This is a genomic window from Streptomyces venezuelae, from assembly GCF_008642375.1.
Lineage (GTDB): Bacteria > Actinomycetota > Actinomycetes > Streptomycetales > Streptomycetaceae > Streptomyces > Streptomyces venezuelae_G.
This window is the reverse complement of the sequence record NZ_CP029194.1, coordinates 6821552-6840543: the sequence shown is the minus strand read 5'-3', so window position 1 is coordinate 6840543 and position 18992 is coordinate 6821552. Positions and strand designations below refer to the sequence as shown.

Genomic DNA, 18992 nt, shown 5'->3' with positions numbered 1-18992 from the left:
CTCCTCCTCAGTTCGGGAAAGTCGACTCACATCCGCTGGAGAGACTGGAACGAAATCGTTCCAACGCATGCCCAACGAGGCCAGGTAGGCAACACTCTCCTTGGAGTCTGCAACAAACGACATTTTTGCCGCGAATCCATCCGCATCCCCTTTCTCGCAAAAACTAAAAGAAGTGACTTCCGGGAGTTCCCCTAGCGAGTACTTCGCCTTCGTATCTTCCGAGAGCTCCCCGGCAGAGCAACTCTGCGAACTACTCGAAGGCGATACGGAGCACGCCGAAGCAGCCAACCCGAGGACCGCAAAAAGAGCGGCAACAACTTTCGATCGCATCTTAGATCACCCCACGAACCTCTGCAGTGAACTTTCGCCCACCATCCTGAATTCCCGTGCCACCCCAAGTTCGTGGAGCCTGGCGAACGGCTCTAGCGAGATATCCACGCCCACGATTGGGAGGGTAGCGGTTTTCTGCTTCTCAAAATTCCAATCCTTGTAAAGGCTCACCGTGTAGTTCGCCGTTACACGCTTCCGATCCCCGGCCACCTGCATCGATCCCTTCAGCCGCATTTGAGCATGCCCAATAGCTACCGCACCATCCGAGCCGGTAAATTGAGTACCAAGCCACTTACTATCCAGCGTGTAGCTGCAGGACCCAGAAGGGCATTTACGGCGAGCTTCAGCAGCCCAGTCATCGAGGACCGAATTCACCCCCGTCGAATTGGGGTCGACCCCCACACCTTCAGTAAACCCACTGTCCTCCGCCAAGAGGTTGTCCACGTTGACGGTTTTCTCCCCACCAGCAGCCGTGGAGTAGTATCCCCACAATTCGCAAGTCAACCGGAGCCCCTTCGCGCACGCAAGCATTGACAGTCCAGTGAACTCGGCCGAATCCAATCCGTTCCTGGCATCGTAGGGGCTGTACCAGTGCCAGGCGGAGCCGAAGGGGGCGTTCTCGCTGGGGGTTTCGGGGTTGTCGCGTCCTGGGGACGGAAGTGTGCCTCCGCCCCCGGTGCCGCCACCTCCGCCGCTACCGCCACCGCTTGAGCCGTGGGTGTTCATGGGGTGAGTTCCCGTTGCACCCTTTCCGCCATCCCGCCCATCACCTTGGCCGCCGCCGCCGTTCCGCTCCTCAACAATCGGCGAGTGCCCATTGCCAACCTCGCAGGAAGCTCCGACAGCACCACATACGGCTGCGAGACCCGTAGGGTCTGCGAGTGTGGCGGGATTGTTGTTGGCGTAGCTATATCCGTTGAGTGACTGGTGTTGGTCGAGCGCAAGAAGGGGATCAACGCTGACGAACTGCCCCAGGGTGGGGTCGTATTCGCGGGCGCCTATGTGGGTGAGGCCGGTGGTGGTGTCGGTGGGCTTGCCGAGGAATGTCTTGTCGTCGGGCCAGGCGCCACCGCTGGTTCCGCGGGCGGCGCCGAAGGGGGCGGTGTAGCGCTTCGTCAGCGTCTGGGTGCTGTCGGCGGTGATGGAAAGGTTGCCGGTGTTGTGGTGGTCTGCGGCGAGGAAGTGGAGCTTCTCGCTGCCGGTCTCATTGGTGCGCAGGGCGATCGTGGAGCCGGCCGCTGAGTAGTAGCGGTTGGCCCAATCCTTGGTGCCCTTGAGGTGAACTTCGGTGGCGCCGAGGTAGAGGACCGTCTCACCGCTGGTGCCTGAGGCGCGGCGGATGAGGAGTTCTCCGTCGGCATCGTAGAGGTAGTCCGTCGAGCTGGCGCCTTCGGCGAGCTTGGTGAGCTTGCCTTCGGCGGACCAGGTCAGGGACTGGGCGGTGGTGCTGCCCGCTGATTCAACGCGAGTGATGGTGTTACCTGTCGCGTCGTAGGTGTAGCGGGTGGTCTCGTCGGTGCAGTTGCCGTCGGTCGCGGTGGCCTTCAGCGCGTGTGTGCGGGGCGCTGAGTTGTAGCAGTAGGTGCGGGTGACCGGGTTTGCGGTGTTCTGCTTTTCCGTGGCCCGCTGACCTGCCGCGTTGTAGGTGTACGACGTCCAGTACGGTGCGGCTCCGCCGAGGTTCGCCACCGTGCGGCCCATAGTGGCGCAGTCGGCGGTCTTGGGAGTCCATGCTTCGGTCATGCGACGCTGGCCGTCGTAGGTGAAGCACTGGAAGTCCGCGCCGTTGCCGGTGTTGGCGTAGTCAAAGGTTGACGTGACGTTGCCGGCAGGATCGTACGAGTACGTGGTGTCGCGTACGGGACCTCGGGTCTGGTCGTCCACGTCCGCATCGGTCAGGCGGCCGGTGCCCAACTCGTAGAAGTTGGTGAGGAAGACCCTCTTGGCTCCGATGACGGTCGAGGTGCCCAGTGTGAGCTGCTGCACCTGCCCCAGGTCGGTGTACGAGGCACCCAGGAGGTATCCGGAGATGCCGGAGAGACCGTTGGGCAGACCGTAGCTGTTGTAGGCGGTGCTGACGATCTCCTTGGCCAGGCCTCCTGCGGCCGGCTCGGTGGTGCTCTTGAGGGTGCCGTCGATGCGGTAGGCAGCCTCCACCGTGGTGGTGGCGGTGACAGCGCCGGAGGTGACCAGCGGGTCGTCGGCGGGGAGCGTCAGCGTGGTGGTGGTGGGCCGGCTCATGGAGTCATAGGCCGTGACTCTCTTGGTGTAGGCCTTGCTGCCGGTCTGGCCCTTGCCTCCGGTGTAGCGGATGGAGGCGTCGGGCATGCCTTCGAGCAGGGCGTCGTAGGTCCACTCCGTAAGACGGTTGGCATCGCTCACGCTGGTCTGCCACAGGCCGGTCTTGCGGCCGATCTCGTCGTAGCCGTAGACAAGGGTCCGGTTTGCCGCGTCCTTGGTGCTCTGGATCTGGTCGAGAGCGTTGTAGGCGGTGGTGGTGGTGCCCTTGTCGGGGTCGGCTGCGGTGTCCTGCCGGCCGTAGAGGTCGTAGGTGTACGACCACTTCGCGTTGTCGGGTCCGGTGACCTGCTTCTGCTTGCCGTCGCGGAAGTAGTTGTACTTGACCCAGGTGTACGACGTGTCGGTGGCTGCGCCGTATTCGATCTCGTTGGGTTGAGTGCCTGCGTAGGTGCGGGTCTCGGTGGTGCGCCCGAGGACGTCGGTGAGGGTGCGGGTGGCGGTGCCGCCTTGCTGGGCGGTGGTGGCCACGGAGTCACCGGTGTAGGTGGTGACGACGGGAGCGAACTTCGGGTTGCCGTTGACGAAGAGCGTGGACTTCACCTGGCGGCCGAGGCCGTCGAACTCCATACGCGTCTCTCGCGGGGCGCCACCGGATTCGGCCTGGACCCTGGTGCTGTTGGGTGCGGTGGTGGAGTCGAAGATGTCGGCGAACGTCTCGTAGGCCAGACCTCGGTCGTCGTAGCGGGTGTCGGTGAGGATGCGGCCGCCGTTGGGGGCCGGGGCCTGGGTCTGGAGGGGACGGAGCAGGGAGTCCACCAGGCTGTAGCTGGTGCTGTAGGTCTGGCCGTCCGCCTTGAGGGTCGAGACCGAGGTCCAGGAGGGATCCTTGATCTGGTTGATGCCGTATCCGAAGGTCGCCGTGGGGGTGTCCCCGCCGGACTTGGAGCGGTTGGGCGCCCAGGTCTCGGCGATGCGCCCCAGCGCGTCGTAAGTGGTATCAGTCCGCTTGAGGTTGGTGTCCAGGCTGTGGGTCACCGAGCCGCGCGCGGGGTCGTAGTAGGTGTAGGACTTGTGGGCCTGCCCGTTGGCGAGAGTGGGCTTGGTGACGATGAAGGCGGTGAGCGGGCCTGCAGATTCCGGGTAGTAGGTCGTGGTGGTCTTCCTACCGGCGGAGTCGGTCACGGTGAGAGGGCGGCCGAGCTTGGCTGTGGCCCCGTCGTAGGTGACCTTGGTCAGGGTCTGCCAGCCGGTGGGGTTGCGGTCCGCGGTGCTGCCGGCGACCGCGGCCGCATAGCCCTTCGCGCGGCCGGTCCAGGTGGGCTGACCCAGCGTCGGGGTCTGAGCCGCGCTCCAACTGGTGGCTGCGGTGTTGTCGTAGACGGTAGCGGTGTCGGACAGAACGTCACCGCGCTGGTCCGGGGCCTCGGCGGGCGTGTACTTGTGTGTGAGAGCGGTGGGCATCAGCAGCAGGTCATCAGTGGCCGAGCATGCCTGGCCCGTGGTTCGGCTGCGGGAGACCAGACTGTTGATCCCCTTGGCGTCGTTGCGCGCGTACCAGGTGCGGGTGCAGGTCTCGTCCCCCGTGGACGACGTGTCGCCGAGGTCTTCCTTGCGGGTGACCATGCCATAGCCGTCGAAGGAGTAGGCGGTTGCCGAGATACGCCACGCCTTGGCCGCGGTGAGGTACGTGTTGGTGTACGTCTTCGGGATACGGACGTACATGGCCTTGACGTTCGCGTACGACTTCTGCTGGCTCGCGGTCTGCTTGTACCAGAAGTTGTTGACCGTGTTGCCGACCGCGACAGCGCCGTTGTATGTGATCTGCTGGCGCAGCTGGCCCGCGTACTGATCGGCGTCGGTGGCGTCGCCGACGGCTATCTCGTCGCCGGTGCTGCCGGCGACGTTGTCGATGTCGATGCCGGGGACGATGACGCTCTTGGTCCGATGGCGGTACCGTTCTTGCCGGTCCGCTTCAGCCCCTTCAGCGTCCACACCTGGTCGGAACTGTTGCCGATGTCCTGACCGTCGAAGATGTCCTGGGTCAGGGTGTAGGTGTCGACCGGCTTGTAGGCGTCGGGCTCCGCAGCCGTTGACCAGACGTGGGTGTTGATGCCCGAAAGGATCTTCCGGGTGAAGAACGCCGGCCCGGTGGCCTTGCAGTCCGTCTCGCTCGAAGTGCAGATCGAGTCGAAGGGGACGTCAGGCCAGTTCTCGGCGGTGTCCTCAGTCAGCGAACCGCAGCCGCCGCCCAGGTCCTTGCAGCGCTCCCTGTAGCTGAAGGTCACCTTGCCGGAGGTGACTCCGGTGAAGAGGGTGTCGGACCGCTGGCCGTAGCGGATCTCGTTGAGGTAGCCACCACGTGTGTACGCGGCGAGGGCGGTCTTGTCGCCGTTCTTCGCGTAGTAGTTCGTGTCGGCTGTGTACCAGCGGGTGGACGCGTTGCCGTGAACGTCCTCGACCAGGTCGAGGTTCCAGCGCCACGCCTGCTTCTTTGCACGGCCGGAGAAGGTGGTGCTGGTGGAGTAGCCGGGCTCGCCCGAGTCGTCGCCGAAGACCGGGATGGTCCACACCGAGTTCGTGCGCTCGCTTCCGGCGCCGTCGAGCTTGTTCTTTCCGAAGGTGTAGGTCGTGCCCTCGCCGGTGATCACCTTCCAGTACTCGCCGGCTCCGTCGATGGCTGCGTCGCCTTCGTCGTCGTTGTCGGCACCGGTCTCATGGGTGACCGTGGAAGCGTCGTCGTCCTTCAGCCGCCACTTGCCACTGTCGTCGTCCTTGACCAGCTCAGTGGCCTTGCCGTTGAGGACGAGGGAAGCATTCTCGTACTTCCAGCACTGGTCGTTCTTGCCGGTCTGGCCGTCGTCGTCGCACGAACCGTACTTGCGCTCGATGTACGAGGAGGTCAGGTCGAAGCCCTCGCCGACCATCGAACCCTGGTTATTGGTGTTCGCCGTACGACCGTCGATACTGCCCGAATCGTAGGAGATTCCCAGGGACGGAGCGGGCCCGGCTGCCGCCGGCGGAACCGAGATCGGATAGGACCACGTGAACGACCCGCTCACCATCGAGACGAGGCTCGGGCAACTGGCCAGGCCAGCGCATCGAAACCGACTGCCCGTCCTGCCCGATCGTCACCAGATCGGCTCCCGATCCACCGGTGGAGAACGACACATCCACCACTGCGGCCTTCGGACCGATCGAACCGTCCTCGCGACGGACCAGCGTCACGTCAGGCTCAACCCAACCGGCCCCCGTGTCCGCCCGGACCGGGACGATCGACTTCTCCAGAGTGAACGTCGCCCCATCCGGGTTCGCGAACACGGTCTCCCGCTCCGTCCGCTCCCCCACCACCTCGACGCGCTCACCAGAGCCAGCGGCTTCCTGTAGCGCCTGCTCGGACTCGGTCAGAGCAACCGCAGGGGTCTCCTCCGCCATCGCGGGGCTGGACGCCAGCACCGGCGCGACACCCGCGAGGAGCGTCCAGGCCGCCGTCATGGCGAATCCCATCACCGACGGGGAGTGAATCGGGCGAAGCATTCCAACCCATAGTGACGAAGGCCACAGAAGCCCTGGGCTTCGCGGGGAACTATTCGTCATGTCCGATCGCGGGCACGTCGCGATGAGGGTGAATCGGCAGCCGAGGTTCCAGCAGGTAGCCCCGACAGCGAATCCGTAAATGCTTGGACGTCGACGACTTCTGGCGATGACACCCGAAGCCGCGAGGGATCGCACACGACAGCCTGCCGGCTCCACCGCACTCGCAATCGGACGGATGCACGGCTAGGTGATCAGGCCGCCAGCGAGCCCGGCAGCACCGCCCTCGGGCCGAACTTCGCCCGCGCCCGGTCCGCCACCGCCTCGATCCGTCGGGTCTTCTCGTCCACCGGGTCCAGGGACAGCTGGTGGGCGGCCCCTTCGGCAGCCGTCAGGCCCTCGGCGCGCAGGGCGATGCCCCGCACCCGGGCCCGCTGGAGGCCGAAGGAGTCGTGGACGGCGTACGCGAGGGCGGTGAGCGCCGCCGAGTGGGCGGTCGGTTCGGGCAGGGTACGGCTCCGGGTCGTGGTGCTGCGGTCGGCGTACCGCACGGTGACCGCGAGCGAGCGGCACACCTGCCGCTCCGTGCGGAGCCGTGCGCCGAGCTCGGTGGCGAGCGAGAGGAGGGCCCTGCGGTGCTCCGTACGGTCGATCTCGTCGTGCGGGAAGGAGCGTTCGGCGGCCGTCGACCGGGAGACCGCGTTCGGGACGACGGGGGTGCGGTCGATGCCTCGGGCCCGTTCCCACAGCTCGCGGCCGGTCTTCGCACCGACGAGCCGCTGGAGCACGCCGAGCGGCGCGTCGGCGACCCGGCCGACGGAGTCGAGTCCGTAGCCGCAGAGAGTACGGGCGGTGGCGCGGCCGACGCCGTCGAGCGTGACGACCGGCCGGTCGCGCAGGAAGGCGGCCGGGTCCTCGACGACGAGGGTGACGCCGGGCCGGGCCTCGCTCGCGGCCATCCGGGCCAGCATCCGGTTGGGCCCGGCGCCGATGACGCAGTCGACGCCGTACAGGGCGAGCGCCCTGACCCGGATCACCGAGGCGAGCTCGGCGGGGTTCCAGCCGAAGTAGCGCAGCGCGCCGCGCACGTCGGCGAGCACCTCGGCGGGCGGGGCGGCCTCGACGGTCGGGGTGAACTCGCCGATGAGTTCCACCAGTTGCGGGAGCAGGGCCTCCCCCATCGGTTCGAGGCGGAAGCGTACGCAGAGGATCATCCCGCGCTCCCCGGGCTGCTGTGCCAGAGTTTCCGCGGCGGTGCGGCGGCGCCCTCCCCGGCCGGCCGGAGGTCGGCCCAGGGGTTCATCTCGTAGCCGGTGGGCATCGTGATGCGGCGGCCGGAGTCGCCGCGGTCGCCGGCGGGCGCGGAGTCGGCGCCCCCGCCGGAGTCACCGTCCCCGCCGGTCGGTCCCGGTTCGGCGAGCCGCGCTCCCACCGCCTCCAGGCCGCCGGAGGCCCGGAGTTCGACCAGTTCGGCGAGGTTCCAGGCGGCCGAGCCGACGACGCTGAGGCTGCGCGGGCCGCGCCGCTGCACGACGCCCCGGACGAGGAGCAGCCAGGAGTGGAAGACGGTGTGGGCGCAGCGCTCGTGGGCGTCGTCGAAGAAGGCGAGGTCGACCAGGCCCGTGCCGTCGTCGAGCGTGCTGAAGATGACCCGCTTCCCGGAGCGGATGGGCGGGGTCTGGGTGGCGGCCTTGGCGCCCGCGACCAGGACGGTCCGGCCGTGGGGGGTGTCGCGCAGCCGCTGGGCGGAGACGACGCCGAGTTCGCGGAGGAAGGCGTGGTGGTCGTCCATGAGGTGGCGGGAGGTGTCCATGCCGAGGATGCCGAGCTCGGCGCTGAGGCGTTCCGTGTCGTCGAGGTCGGGGAGGCCGACGGGGGCGGTCTTCCCGCCCTGGGCGAGCGGGAGTTGGCCGCCGTGGGAGGCGGCGCCCCGGTGGATGCGCCGGAGTTCGGTCAGATGGAGCAGCAGGTCGCGGCGGTTGGCGCCGAAGGCGTCCAACGCGCCGACCTGGGCGAGCCGTTCGGCGACGGGGGTGCGCGGGCGGGCCCGTTCCCAGAAGTCGAGCAGGGAGGCGTAGGGCTGTCCGGCCTCGATGCGGGCGCTCTCGGTCTCGCCGATGCCGTGGACGTCGGCGAGACCGAGCCGGAGGCCCCACACAGCCGGGACATCGGACACCAGTTCGATACGATGGGCGACCGCCGAGCGGTTCACGTCCAGCGGCAGCACCGGCACCCCGCGCCGCCGCGCGTCCGCGAGCAGCAGCCGCTTGGGGTACATGCCGGGATCGTGGGTGAGCAGCCCCGCGTAGAAGGCCGCCGGGTGGTGCGCCTTGAGCCAGGCCGACTGGTACGTCGGCACGGCGAAGGCCACCGCGTGCGCCTTGCAGAAGCCGTACGAGCCGAAGGCCTCCACGATCTCCCAGGTGCGGGCGACGACCTCGGCCGCGTACCCCTTCCGCTCCGCCTCCCGGGCGAACCACGCCTTGATCCGGCCCTGCGACCCGGGGTCCGAGAGCCCGCGCCGCACCTGGTCGGCCTCGTCACGGCGGCAGCCCGTCATGATCCGGACGATCTCGATGATCTGCTCGTGGAAGACGACCACGCCGTACGTCTCCTTCAGCGGTCCCTCCAGGTCGGGGTGCGGGTAGCGGACGGGGGCGCGGCCGTGCCGGGCCTCGATGAAGGGGCGGACCATGTCGGCGGCGACCGGCCCGGGGCGGAAGAGCGAGATGTCGACGACGAGGTCGTGGAAGGACGCGGGCTGGAGCCGGCCGACGAGGTCGCGCTGGCCCGGGGACTCGATCTGGAAGCAGCCGAGGGTCTCGGTGGAGCGGATGAGCCGGTACGTCTCGGGGTCGGCCTCCGGGATCGCGTCGATGTCCGGGCGGGCGCCGGTGACGCGCTCGACCTCGGCGACGGCGTGGGCCATCGCGGACTGCATGCGCACGCCGAGGACGTCGAGCTTGAGCAGCCCGAGGTCCTCCACGTCCTCCTTGTCGAACTGCGACATGGGGAACCCCTCGCCGCTGGTCGGCACCACGGGGGTGCGGGTGAGCAGCGAGGCGTCCGAGAGCAGCACCCCGCAGGGGTGCATGGCGATACCGCGCGGCAGGGCGTCGAGCGCCTCGACCAGCTCCCAGAGCCGGCCGAACCTGTCGCGCTCACCGGCGAGTTCCCGCAGCTCGGGCAGTTCGTCGAGGGCGGCGAGCGCGTCCCGGGCGCGGATGTGCGGGAAGGCCTTGGCGATCCGGTCGATCTCGGCCGGGTCCATGGAGAGGGCCGCACCGACGTCCCGTACCGCGTGGCGGACCCGGTAGGTCTCGGGCATGGAGACGGTGGCGACCCGCTCGGTGCCGAAGCGGCCGATGATCGCCCGGTAGACCTCCAGGCGGCGGGCGGACTCGACGTCGACGTCGATGTCGGGCAGGACGGTGCGGCGCTTGGACAGGAAGCGCTCCATGAGCAGGCCGTGCTCGACCGGGTCGGCGTGGGCGATGCCGAGGAGGTGGTTGACGAGGGAGCCGGCGCCGGAGCCGCGGGCGGCGACCCGGATGCCCATGCCCCGGACGTCGTCGACGACCTGGGCGACCGTCAGGAAGTAGGTGGCGAAGCCGTGGTGGGCGATGACGTCCAGCTCGCGGTGCATCCGGTCCCAGTAGGCGCGGCGCTTCTCGTACCCCTTGAGGACCATGCCGGCGGCGGCCCGGGAGGCGAGGACGCGCTGGGCGGTGCGGTGTTCGGCGCCGACGAGGTACGGCTCCGGGAAGTGCGCGGAGCCGATGCCGAGGTCGTCCTCGGGGTCGACCAGGCAGTCGGCGGCGACCGCCGCCGTCCGGTCGAGCAGCCGGTGGGCGGCGTCCCGGCGGAAGCCGGCCGCCTCGACGATCAGTTCGGCGGCGGCGAGCATGCCGTCGGGTCCTTCGGCGCCCTTGAGCCAGGCCTCTCCGCTGTCGAGCTCCTTGCGGGGGTCGACGGGGACGAGCCGGCGGGCGGAGTCGAGGACGTCGGCGACGGGCCCCAGGCCGGGGTCGGCGTAGCGGACGGCGTTGGTGAGGACGGGCGGGACGCCCTGCTCGGCGGCGAAGCCGACGGTACGGGCGGCGAGCCGCAGGGAGCCGGGGCCTGTGCCGGTACGGCCGTGGTGGACGGCCTCCAGGCGCAGCGCGTCGCCGTACCGCTCGCGCCAGGGGGCGAGCAGCCGGGCGGCCCGGTCGGGGCGGCCCGCGGCGAGGGCGCGGCCGACGTCGGACGCGGGGCCGAGGAGCACGGTCAGCCCCTCGTCGTACCCGGCGGCCCAGGGCAGCAGGGGCTGCCCACCCGTACCGGCCGCGCCCCCGCCACTCCCGCCCGCGACGCCCGCACCCGCACCCGCACCCGCGGCACCGCTCCCGCCCGCGCCGCTCCCGGCGTGGGCAGCGGTGATCATGGCGCAGAGGGAGGCCCAGCCGGCGCGGGAGCGGGCGAGGAAGAGGGCGCGGGGGGCGGACTCGTCGACGAAGGCGCCGCCGCGCACGGGCACCCGGCGGGCGGAGCCCTGCCCCGTGTCGTGCGTCGCCGGCTCCGGCGCCTCATGGGCGAGGTCCACGCCGAAGAGGGGGCGGACGCCCTCCTTCGCGCACGCCTTCGCGAAGCGGACCGCGCCGGAGAGGGTGTCGCGGTCGGTCAGGGCGAGCGCGTCCATGCCCCGCTCGGCCGCCCGCGCGGCCAGCCGTTCGGGGTGCGAGGCCCCGTAGCGCAGGGAGTAGCCCGACGCGGTGTGCAGGTGCGTGAATCCCGGCATGGCGCACCTCCCGCACTCCCGCATCGAATTCGTACGTACGTTCCCACCCCCTCGTTCCCACCCTAACCCATTTCGAACGTCCGTACGATAACCCGTGCGCGGGACACCCCTCCCTCGCCCAGGTCAGCCATTCGGACCCCTCCCACCTGCGGAAACACCGCACCCCCAGGAGCCTGGGGGGCATGAGTCTCGTCGATGAACTGAAAAGCGCCGTCACCCCCCGAGCCGCCCTGCTCGTCGTCGGCGTCTTCGCCCTCCAGCTCCTGTTCATCACCTCGTACGTCGGGGCCCTGCACCACCCGAAGCCGACGGACGTGCCCTTCGGCGTCGTCGCGCCGCCACGGGTCTCCACCCAGCTCGTCGAGCAGCTGGAGCAGCTCCCCGGCGGGCCGATCGACCCCCGGACCGTCACCGACGAGGCCGAGGCGCGGAAGCAGATCATGAACCGGGACATCGACGGGGCCCTCGTCGTCGACGTCACCGGCCGCACCGACACCCTGCTCGTCGCCTCCGGCGGCGGCACCGTGCTCTCCTCCGCCCTGGAGACGATCTTCACCAAGCTGGAGGCGACCCAGCAGCGCACCGTCCGGACGGTCGACGTGGCCCCCGCGTCACCGGAGGACTTCGACGGACTCTCCGCCTTCTACCTCGTCGTCGGCTGGTGCGTCGGCGGCTACATCTGCGCCGCGATCCTGGCGATCAGCGCCGGTTCGCGCCCGGCCAACCCGGAGCGGGCGATCATCCGGCTCGGGGTGCTCGCGCTCTACGCGGCCCTCGGCGGGCTCGGCGGCGCGATCATCGTCGGCCCGATCCTGGGCGCGCTGCCCGGCAGCGTCGCGGCCCTGTGGGGCCTGGGCACCCTGGTCGTCTTCGCCGTCGGCGCCGCCACGCTCGCCCTGCAGTCGGTCTTCGGGATCGTCGGCATCGGCCTGGCGATCCTCCTCATCGTGGTCGCGGGCAACCCGAGCGCGGGCGGCGCCTTCCCGCTGCCGATGCTGCCGCCGTTCTGGAAGGCGATCGGCCCGTGGCTGCCCCCGGGCGCCGGCACCTGGGCGGCGCGCTCGATCGCGTACTTCAAGGGCAACGACATGACCACCTCGATGCTGGTCCTCTCGGCCTGGGCGGTCGTCGGCTCCGTCGTCACCCTGGTGATGTCCTCGCTGAAGCGCAGGCCACAGGAGGAGCCGATCGCCACGGAGCTCGACACCGCGGGCGGGGCCGGGGCCCGTTGAGCGGCGGGCGCCCCAAAACTCCTGGCCCAACGGCCCGTCGAACCCTTACCTTCACGGGGCATCACCGACCGTCCCCGAACGACAAGGTTCTCCGTGACATTCGTCCGCCCCGCCCGTCCCGACGAACTCCCCGCCCTGGTCGAACACCCCGACGACCCGGAGCGCAACGCCGCCACCCGCGCCTACCTCGCCCAGCTCCTCGACAGCGCGTGCACCCGGCCCGAGTGGTGCCTGGTCGCCGAGGACGACGACGGGCGGCTCACCGGCAGCGTGGTGCTGTGGACCATACCGGGGCACGAAGTCCCGCTCGCCTTCGTGCTGTTCGAGGCGCCGGAGGACTCGCCGGAGACCGGGGCGGCCCTGCTCGACACGGCGGCGGCCAAGGCCCGGGAGCTGGGCGCGACGGAGCTCGAGCACGTCGTCGACTCCCCCGCCCAGGCCCCCCAGTACCAGCGGAATCCGGAGCACCGGGGCGAGCTGCTGCGGACGTCCGGCTACGGCGTGGTCCGCGACGGCCGGCGGTTCAGCCTCCGCACCCCCGGCGCACCGGACGGGCCGCCCGCCGACGACCCCCGGCTGACCTTCCGCTCACTCGCCGAGCTCGGCCCCGAGCCCTTCGTCGCGGCCCTCGCCGAGCTGCTCGCGGACACCGCCGACGCCCGGCTCGCGGCCGACGTACGGCAGCACGGCGCCCGCCGCGCGGCCGAGCTGCTCTTCGAGGAGACGGCTGAGCTGAAGCACGAGCCCGAGTGGTGGGAGCTCGGCTACGACGCGGACGGCACGGTCGCCGTGATCAGCCTCCCCGCCGAGAACCCCAGCGTTCCGGTGATCGGTTTCGTCGGCGTCACGCCCGCCCACCGAGGCAAGGGGTACGCCACCTCCGCCGTCGTCCGGGGCACGCGTGTCCTGACCGCCGCCGGGGCCACGGAGATCCGCGGGGACTGCGACGCCGCGAACGTCGCGATGGCCAGGGCCTTCGAGCGGGCCGGGTACGTGAACTTCGCCGACCGGCTGGAGTTCGCCCGCACCCTCTGACGAGGACCGCGGGGCGACGAACGACGAGGACCGCGGGGCGACGAAGTGCCGCCCCGCGCTTCCTCGCGCTGCCGCCTAGTAGACGCTGACCCCGTAGGCGCTCAGCGCCTCCGTCACCGGCTGGAAGAAGGTCGTCCCGCCCGAGGAGCAGTTGCCGCTGCCGCCCGAGGTGAGGCCGATCGCCCGGCTGCCGGAGTAGAGCGGGCCGCCGGAGTCGCCCGGCTCGGCGCAGACGTTCGTGCGGATCATGCCGTAGACGATGTCCCCGCCGCCGTAGTTCACGGTGGCGTTGAGGCCGGTGACCGAGCCGCTGTGGGTGCCGGTCGTGGAGCCCCGGCGGGTGACCGACATGCCGACCGTCGCGTTGGCGGCGCTGGTGATGTCCACGCCGCCGACGGTGCCGGACTTGGTGACCGAGCTGTTGGTGTAGCGGACGATGCCGTAGTCGTTGACCGGGAAGCTCGACCCGGCGGTGGAGCCGAGGACGGTCGACCGCGAGGAGTTGGAGTACCAGGTGCCCGCGCCGTCGGTGCAGTGACCGGCGGTGAGGAAGTAGTAGGCGCCCCCGCTGTCCCGGACGTTGAAGCCCAGGGAGCAGCGCCAGCCGCCGTCGGCGTAGGTCGCGTCGCCGCCGGAGATCAGCTTGGTGAAGGTGCCGGGGGTCCGCTCGACCCGGATCGCTCCGGCGTTGGCCCCGGCCTGCCGCTTGATCTTCGCGATCTCGGCGGCGGAGACCGTGGAGTCGGCGGTGACGACGACCGCGCCGGTGGCGCTGTCGACGTGCCAGGCGGTGCCGGCCACGTCGGCGGCGAGCACGGCGTCGCTCGCCGCCGACAGCCGTTCGGCGCCGTAGGTCTGTGCCGTGTCGGCGCTCGCGGTGGGGACGGCGAGCGCCGCGACGGCGGCGAGACCGGCCGCGACGGCGAGCATCCGGACGGTTCTCGTGGGGGTGGTGCGCGTGGTCCTCACTTCTCGTTCCTCCAGAGGGGAATCGGGGGCCCGCCGTGGGGTGCCGGGCCCGTGAGGCGCGGCCAGGGGCCTGCGCTGTGGGGGAGTTTCGGACCGTACGACTTCACGCCGCAAGGGCGCCTTTCGGCCGTACGGTCCCGGGCGGGCTCAGTAGAGACTGACCTTGTACTTGGCGAGGGCCTCCGGCACCGGCTGGTAGAAGGTCGTCCCGCCGGTGGAGCAGTTGCCGCTGCCGCCGGAGGTGATGCCGAGCGCCTTGGTGCCGTCGTAGAGCGCGCCGCCGGAGTCGCCGGGCTCGGCACAGACGTTGGTCTGGATCATGCCGCGCACGGTGCCGCCGCCGGAGTAGCGGACGGTGGCGTCGAGGCCCGTGACCGTGCCGCTGCGGGTGCCCGTGGTGGAGCCGGAGCGCTTGACCGGCTCGCCCACATAGGCGTCGGCGGCGGTGAAGCCGCCGGGGTGGCCGAGCGAGGCGTTGTCGTAGCGGACCAGCGCGTAGTCGTTGCCGGGGAAGCTGGAGCCGACGGTGGCACCGATCAGGGTGGACTGCGCCGAGGTGGTGTACCAGGTGTTCACGACGTTGCCGCAGTGGCCGGCGGTGAGGAGGTAGTACGTGCTGCCGCTGCGCACGTTGAAGCCGAGCGAGCAGCGGTAGCCGCTGCCGTAGATGGCGTCGCCCGCCCCGAGCAGGGGCGTGAAGACGCCGGGGGTGCGCTGGACCCGGAGGGCCCCGGCGTCGGCGCCGGCCGCCGCGCGGATCTTCGCGATCCCCGCGTCGGTGACGGTGGAGTCGGCGGTGACGACGACCCGGCCGGACGCTCTGTCCACGTACCAGGCGGTGCCGCCGACCCCGGCGGCGTCGACGGCGGCGTCGGCGCGGGCGAGCTGGGCGGCTCCGGCCGGGCCCGGGGCGGGGGCGGCCTGGGCACCGGGGAGCCCTACGGCCGTCACGGCCGCGATTCCGGCGACGAGGGCGAACAGACGGGTGCGGGTGTTCCTCACTGTGCTCCTCACAATTCTCCTTCTGGGAAAAGCGGAGGGGCCCGTGGATGACGGGCCCGTGAGGCGCCATCAGGTGACGTGTTCCTGACATGCACCGTGAGCGATGGTGACGTGCACGGAGCGGACGCACAAGACCGCGGAACGGACGGGCGCCCCCGGCCGTCGCGGCCCGGGGGCGCCCGTCGTCCGCGCACCGCGCGGAAATCCCCTGGTCAGAAGGGGTCAGGAGGGGTTCAGCCGCCGCTCACCCGCCGGGACGGCCGTGTCGAGCGTGTTGCCCGGCGGCGGGAACGGGCAGATGAAGTGGTCGGCGAAGGCGCACGGCGGCAGCAGCGCCCGGTTGAAGTCCACCGTCACCGATCCGTCCGCCGCCGGGGCCTCGGGCCGCAGGAACCGGAAGCGGTAGCTGTCCCGGCCGCTGGTGGCGTCCGCGAAGACCGCCCACAGCGAGCCGTCGTCCTCGACGGCCACCTGGAGGGTGTGCTCGCCGCCGTGCAGATCGAAGGCCAGCTCCCCGGCGAGCCCGAGGCCGCGCTCCCGCCCGTCGGCGTTCTCGACCCGCACGCTGCGCGTCTCCTCGTACGGGCGGAAGACGCCGGGCACCACCCAGCGCTCGTCGTACGGGGTGGCCTCGATGCCCGCGAAGGCGCGGCGCGCCTCCGAGCCGGGGTCGAAGTCCCGTACGGCCCAGAGCCCTTCACGCCGCAGGACCACGAGCCGCCGGCCGGCCGACTCGACCCGGGACTCGTGGATCGGCGGATGGTCGGCGGTGAGCCGCACGGTGCCGGCGAAGGGCTTCCCGTCGACGGTGATCGCGTCCCCGGCGTCCGCCGTCAGGACCACCTCGTCGCCGTCCTCCCGCCACTCGCCGGGAACGGCCGGAATTCGACCCTCCGGGTGATCCGCGAGCCAGTGCGTGCCCGTGAGGGAGAGCGGGCCGTACGAGGAGGAGACCGCCGCCTCGCGCTGCTCGTGCCAGTGCTGCCAGTCCTGCTGGGGATCCGTACTCATGGTGTTCCACCTTTCCATACGGGCTCGCGAAGCCCGTGGCGCGCCTTGGGTCAGTTCTTGGTGCGGGGCAGGCCCGGCGGGTTGATCTCCGACTTCTCCACCGCCTCGCTGCCCAGCCCCCAGCGCTCCAGCACCTGCTTGTAGGTGCCGTTCCCGACGATGTGGTCGACGGCGGCCGCGTAGGCGGCGACGAGGCCGCTGTCCTTCTTCGTGGTGGCCGCGATCTTGCCCTGGAGCCCGTCGCCCGCGCCGGAGAACTTCCCGGCGACCTCGGTCTCCCCGGCCGAGGCCACGTGGTAGGCGACGACGGGGTTGGGGCCGAGGTAACCGTCGATCCGGCCGGACTGGAGGGCCAGGTAGTAGTCGCTGGTGTTCTGGAAGTACGAGATCTCGACGCCCTTGCGGCCCGCCTTCTCGTTCAGCGCGGACCACTCGACGAGGATCTTCTCCTGGTTGGTGCCGGAGCCGACCGCGATCTTCTTGCCCGCCACGTCCTCGGGGCCCTTCACCGTCCAGCCGGAGCCCTTCTTCGCCTCGAAGGCCAGGTCGTCGAGGCGGTAGGTGGCGAAGTCGTACTTGTCCTTGCGCTCCTCGGTCACCGTGACGTTGGAGAAGACGGCGTCGTACTTGCCGCTGTCGAGACCGACGAAGAGGTTCTCCCAGGACACCGGCTCGAACCGGGGCTTCAGACCGAGGGTGTCGGCCACCAGGGTCGCGAGGTCGAGCTCGGCCCCGATCAGCGTCTTGTCGTCGGTGGCGCGGAAGGCGAGCGGCGGACTGCTGTTCGCCGAGACGCCGATGACGAGCGTGCCTCTCTTCCGTACGGCCTCGGGCACCTGCGCGGCGATGGCCTCGACCTTGGCGGTGTGGACGCGCTTCTGGTCGGGGCCCACGTTGATGCCGTTCCCCTTCTGCCCCTCGGGCTTGATCTCGCCGGTGGCGGCCTCGCCCGCGCCGCAGGCGGTGAGGAGCCCGAGGGCGGCGAGAGAGGCGAGGGCGGTGAGGACGGTGCGGCGGGACTTCATGACGGTGCTCCTGTGCGTGTGGGTGCGGGAGGGAGAGGGAGGAAGCGAGGATCAGAGGACCTTGGAGAGGAAGGCGCGCGTGCGCTCGTGGCGCGGGCTGTCCAGGACCTCGGCCGGCGGGCCCTGCTCGACGATCCGGCCCTCGTCCATGAAGACCACGGTGTCGGCGACCTCGCGGGCGAAGCCGATCTCGTGCGTGACGACGATCATGGTCGTGCCGGAGGCGGCCAGGTCCTTGATGACGTCGAGGACCTCGCCGACCAGTTCGGGGTCGAGCGCGGAGGTCGGCTCGTCGAAGAGGAGCAGTCCCGGTTCCAGGGCGAGCGCGCGGGCGATGGCGACCCGCTGCTGCTGTCCGCCGGAGAGCTGCTTGGGATACGCCTCCGCCTTGTCGGCGAGTCCGACGCGGTCGAGGAGCTTCCGGGCGGCGGCCTCGGCGTCCTTGCGGGGGCGCTTCAGGGCCGAGACGGGCGCCTCGACGATGTTCTCCAGGACGGTCAGGTGCGGGAAGAGGTGGAAGTTCTGGAAGACGAAGCCGATCCGGGTGCGCTGCTTGAGGATGTCGCGCTCCCGCAGCTCGTAGAGCTTGTTCCCGGAGCGGCGGTAGCCGACGAGGGTGCCGTCGACGCTGACCGTGCCGCTGTCGACCTTCTCCAGGTGGTTGATGGTCCGCAGGAGGGTCGACTTGCCGGAGCCCGAGGGGCCGAGGACGACGGTGACCTCGCCGGCCCGGACGTCGAGGTCGATGCCGCGCAGGACGTGCAGCGGGCCGAAGTTCTTGTGGACGGAACGGATCTCGACCTTGGCGGTGGGGGCCTCGGGGACGGTGGTGGTGGCGGAGACGGTCACGGCGGAGCTCATCGGGCGCTGCCCTTCGCGTAGTGGCGTTCGACGTAGTGCTGGACGACGGAGAGCGCGGTGGTGAGCAGGACGTACCAGGCGGTGGCGACCATCAGGAGCGGGACGACCCGTCCGTTGCGGCCGTAGACGACCTGCACCTGGTAGAAGAGCTCGCCGATCGCCATGACGGAGACGATCGAGGTGCCCTTGAAGAGCGAGATGATCTCGTTGGCGGCGTTGGGCAGGATCGAGCGCATCGCCTGCGGCAGCACGATCCGCCGCAGCTGACGGAGCCTCGGGATGCCGAGGGAGGCCGCCGCCTCCGACTGGCCCTCGTCCACGGCGAGTACGCCGCCCCTGACGATCTCCGCCGCGTAGGCCGCCTGGTGCAGGGCGAGCCCGAGAACGGCGGCGCTCATCTCCCCGACGAGGCCCATCGTGTCGAAGGAGAGGAAGCTCGGCCCGAAGGGGATGCCGATGCTCAACTCCTTGTAGAGGTAGGCGAGGTTGAACCAGAAGAGCAGCTGGACGATGAGCGGGATCGAGCGGAAGGCCCAGATGTAGGCGAAGGCGACCGACCGCAGGAAGGGGCTGGCCGAGAGGCGCATGAAGGCCAGCACGATGCCGATCGCGAAGCCGAGGGCGGTGCCGTGGAAGGTGAGCTGGAGGGTGACCCAGACGGCCTGGAGGATCGTCTCGGTCGTGAAGAACGCGGCGAAGACGTCCCACTCCCAGCCGGGGTTGGTGACGAGCCCGTGGGAGAACTGCACGAGCAGGACGGCGGTGGCGGCGACGGCCACCCAGCGCCAGGGGTGGCGGACGGGGACGACCACGAGGACGGCGGGTGCCGAGGAGGTCGTGGAGACGGCGGTGACGGCGGCTTCCGGGTCTTTCGTGAGGGGGACGGCGGAGGGCGGATCGCTGGTGAGAGCCATGGCGGTACCTCGGGATCGGGTCGGGAAGCGAGGAGGCGGGAAACAGGGGCGGGAGCGGCAG

Annotated in this window: 10 protein-coding genes and 1 pseudogene; 2 read left to right on the top strand and 9 right to left on the bottom strand. The window is 70.3% G+C overall.

The features are described 5' to 3' along the window. Positions 1-990 precede the first annotated feature (990 nt). The 3 genes and pseudogenes from DEJ46_RS40585 to DEJ46_RS31225 all read right to left on the bottom strand — a co-directional run. A pseudogene (locus tag DEJ46_RS40585) lies at positions 991-5627 on the bottom strand (RHS repeat domain-containing protein); the annotation flags it as partial. A gap of 729 nt (positions 5628-6356) precedes the next feature. Further along, positions 6357-7316: a DNA polymerase thumb domain-containing protein gene (locus DEJ46_RS31230; RefSeq protein WP_150271741.1), complete on the bottom strand. Its 960-nt coding sequence runs from the start codon at positions 7314-7316 to the stop codon at positions 6357-6359. Then, on the bottom strand, positions 7313-10882 hold the full coding sequence (locus tag DEJ46_RS31225) for a DNA polymerase III subunit alpha (RefSeq protein WP_150271739.1): 3570 nt from the start codon (positions 10880-10882) through the stop codon (positions 7313-7315). The genes DEJ46_RS31230 and DEJ46_RS31225 overlap by 4 nt, the downstream gene beginning before the upstream one ends. 182 nt (positions 10883-11064) lie before the next feature. Here DEJ46_RS31225 and DEJ46_RS31220 point away from each other — a divergent pair, with 182 nt between their 5' ends. Together DEJ46_RS31220 and DEJ46_RS31215 are read left to right on the top strand one after the other, a co-directional pair. Continuing rightward, positions 11065-12114 (top strand): DUF3533 domain-containing protein, encoded by a 1050-nt coding sequence (locus tag DEJ46_RS31220; protein ID WP_150271737.1) that lies wholly within the window; start codon positions 11065-11067, stop codon positions 12112-12114. Between the two features lie 93 nt (positions 12115-12207). Continuing rightward, positions 12208-13149 carry a GNAT family N-acetyltransferase gene (locus DEJ46_RS31215; protein WP_150271735.1) on the top strand — a complete coding sequence of 314 codons (942 nt, stop codon included), beginning with the start codon at positions 12208-12210 and terminating at the stop codon, positions 13147-13149. Positions 13150-13224: 75 nt separating this feature from the next. On the opposite strand, the gene DEJ46_RS31210 is transcribed toward DEJ46_RS31215, so the two are convergent. From DEJ46_RS31210 to DEJ46_RS31185, 6 genes are all read right to left on the bottom strand, one after another. Next, positions 13225-14079: a S1 family peptidase gene (locus tag DEJ46_RS31210; RefSeq protein ID WP_190623291.1), complete on the bottom strand. Its 855-nt coding sequence runs from the start codon at positions 14077-14079 to the stop codon at positions 13225-13227. A 186-nt stretch (positions 14080-14265) separates the two neighbouring features. Next, positions 14266-15120: a S1 family peptidase gene (locus DEJ46_RS31205; RefSeq protein WP_150271731.1), complete on the bottom strand. Its 855-nt coding sequence runs from the start codon at positions 15118-15120 to the stop codon at positions 14266-14268. Positions 15121-15342: 222 nt separating this feature from the next. After that, on the bottom strand, positions 15343-16131 hold the full coding sequence (locus tag DEJ46_RS31200) for a DUF1684 domain-containing protein (RefSeq protein ID WP_150271729.1): 789 nt from the start codon (positions 16129-16131) through the stop codon (positions 15343-15345). 50 nt (positions 16132-16181) lie between these two features. Next, positions 16182-17156, bottom strand: a complete 975-nt coding sequence (locus DEJ46_RS31195; protein WP_150271727.1) for an ABC transporter substrate-binding protein — start codon at positions 17154-17156, stop codon at positions 16182-16184. Positions 17157-17207: 51 nt separating this feature from the next. Next, entirely contained in the window at positions 17208-18017 is an 810-nt protein-coding gene (locus tag DEJ46_RS31190; RefSeq protein ID WP_150271725.1) for an amino acid ABC transporter ATP-binding protein, read from the bottom strand. Further along, positions 18014-18931: an amino acid ABC transporter permease gene (locus DEJ46_RS31185; RefSeq protein WP_150271723.1), complete on the bottom strand. Its 918-nt coding sequence runs from the start codon at positions 18929-18931 to the stop codon at positions 18014-18016. The genes DEJ46_RS31190 and DEJ46_RS31185 overlap by 4 nt, the downstream gene beginning before the upstream one ends. Positions 18932-18992: the final 61 nt, after the last annotated feature.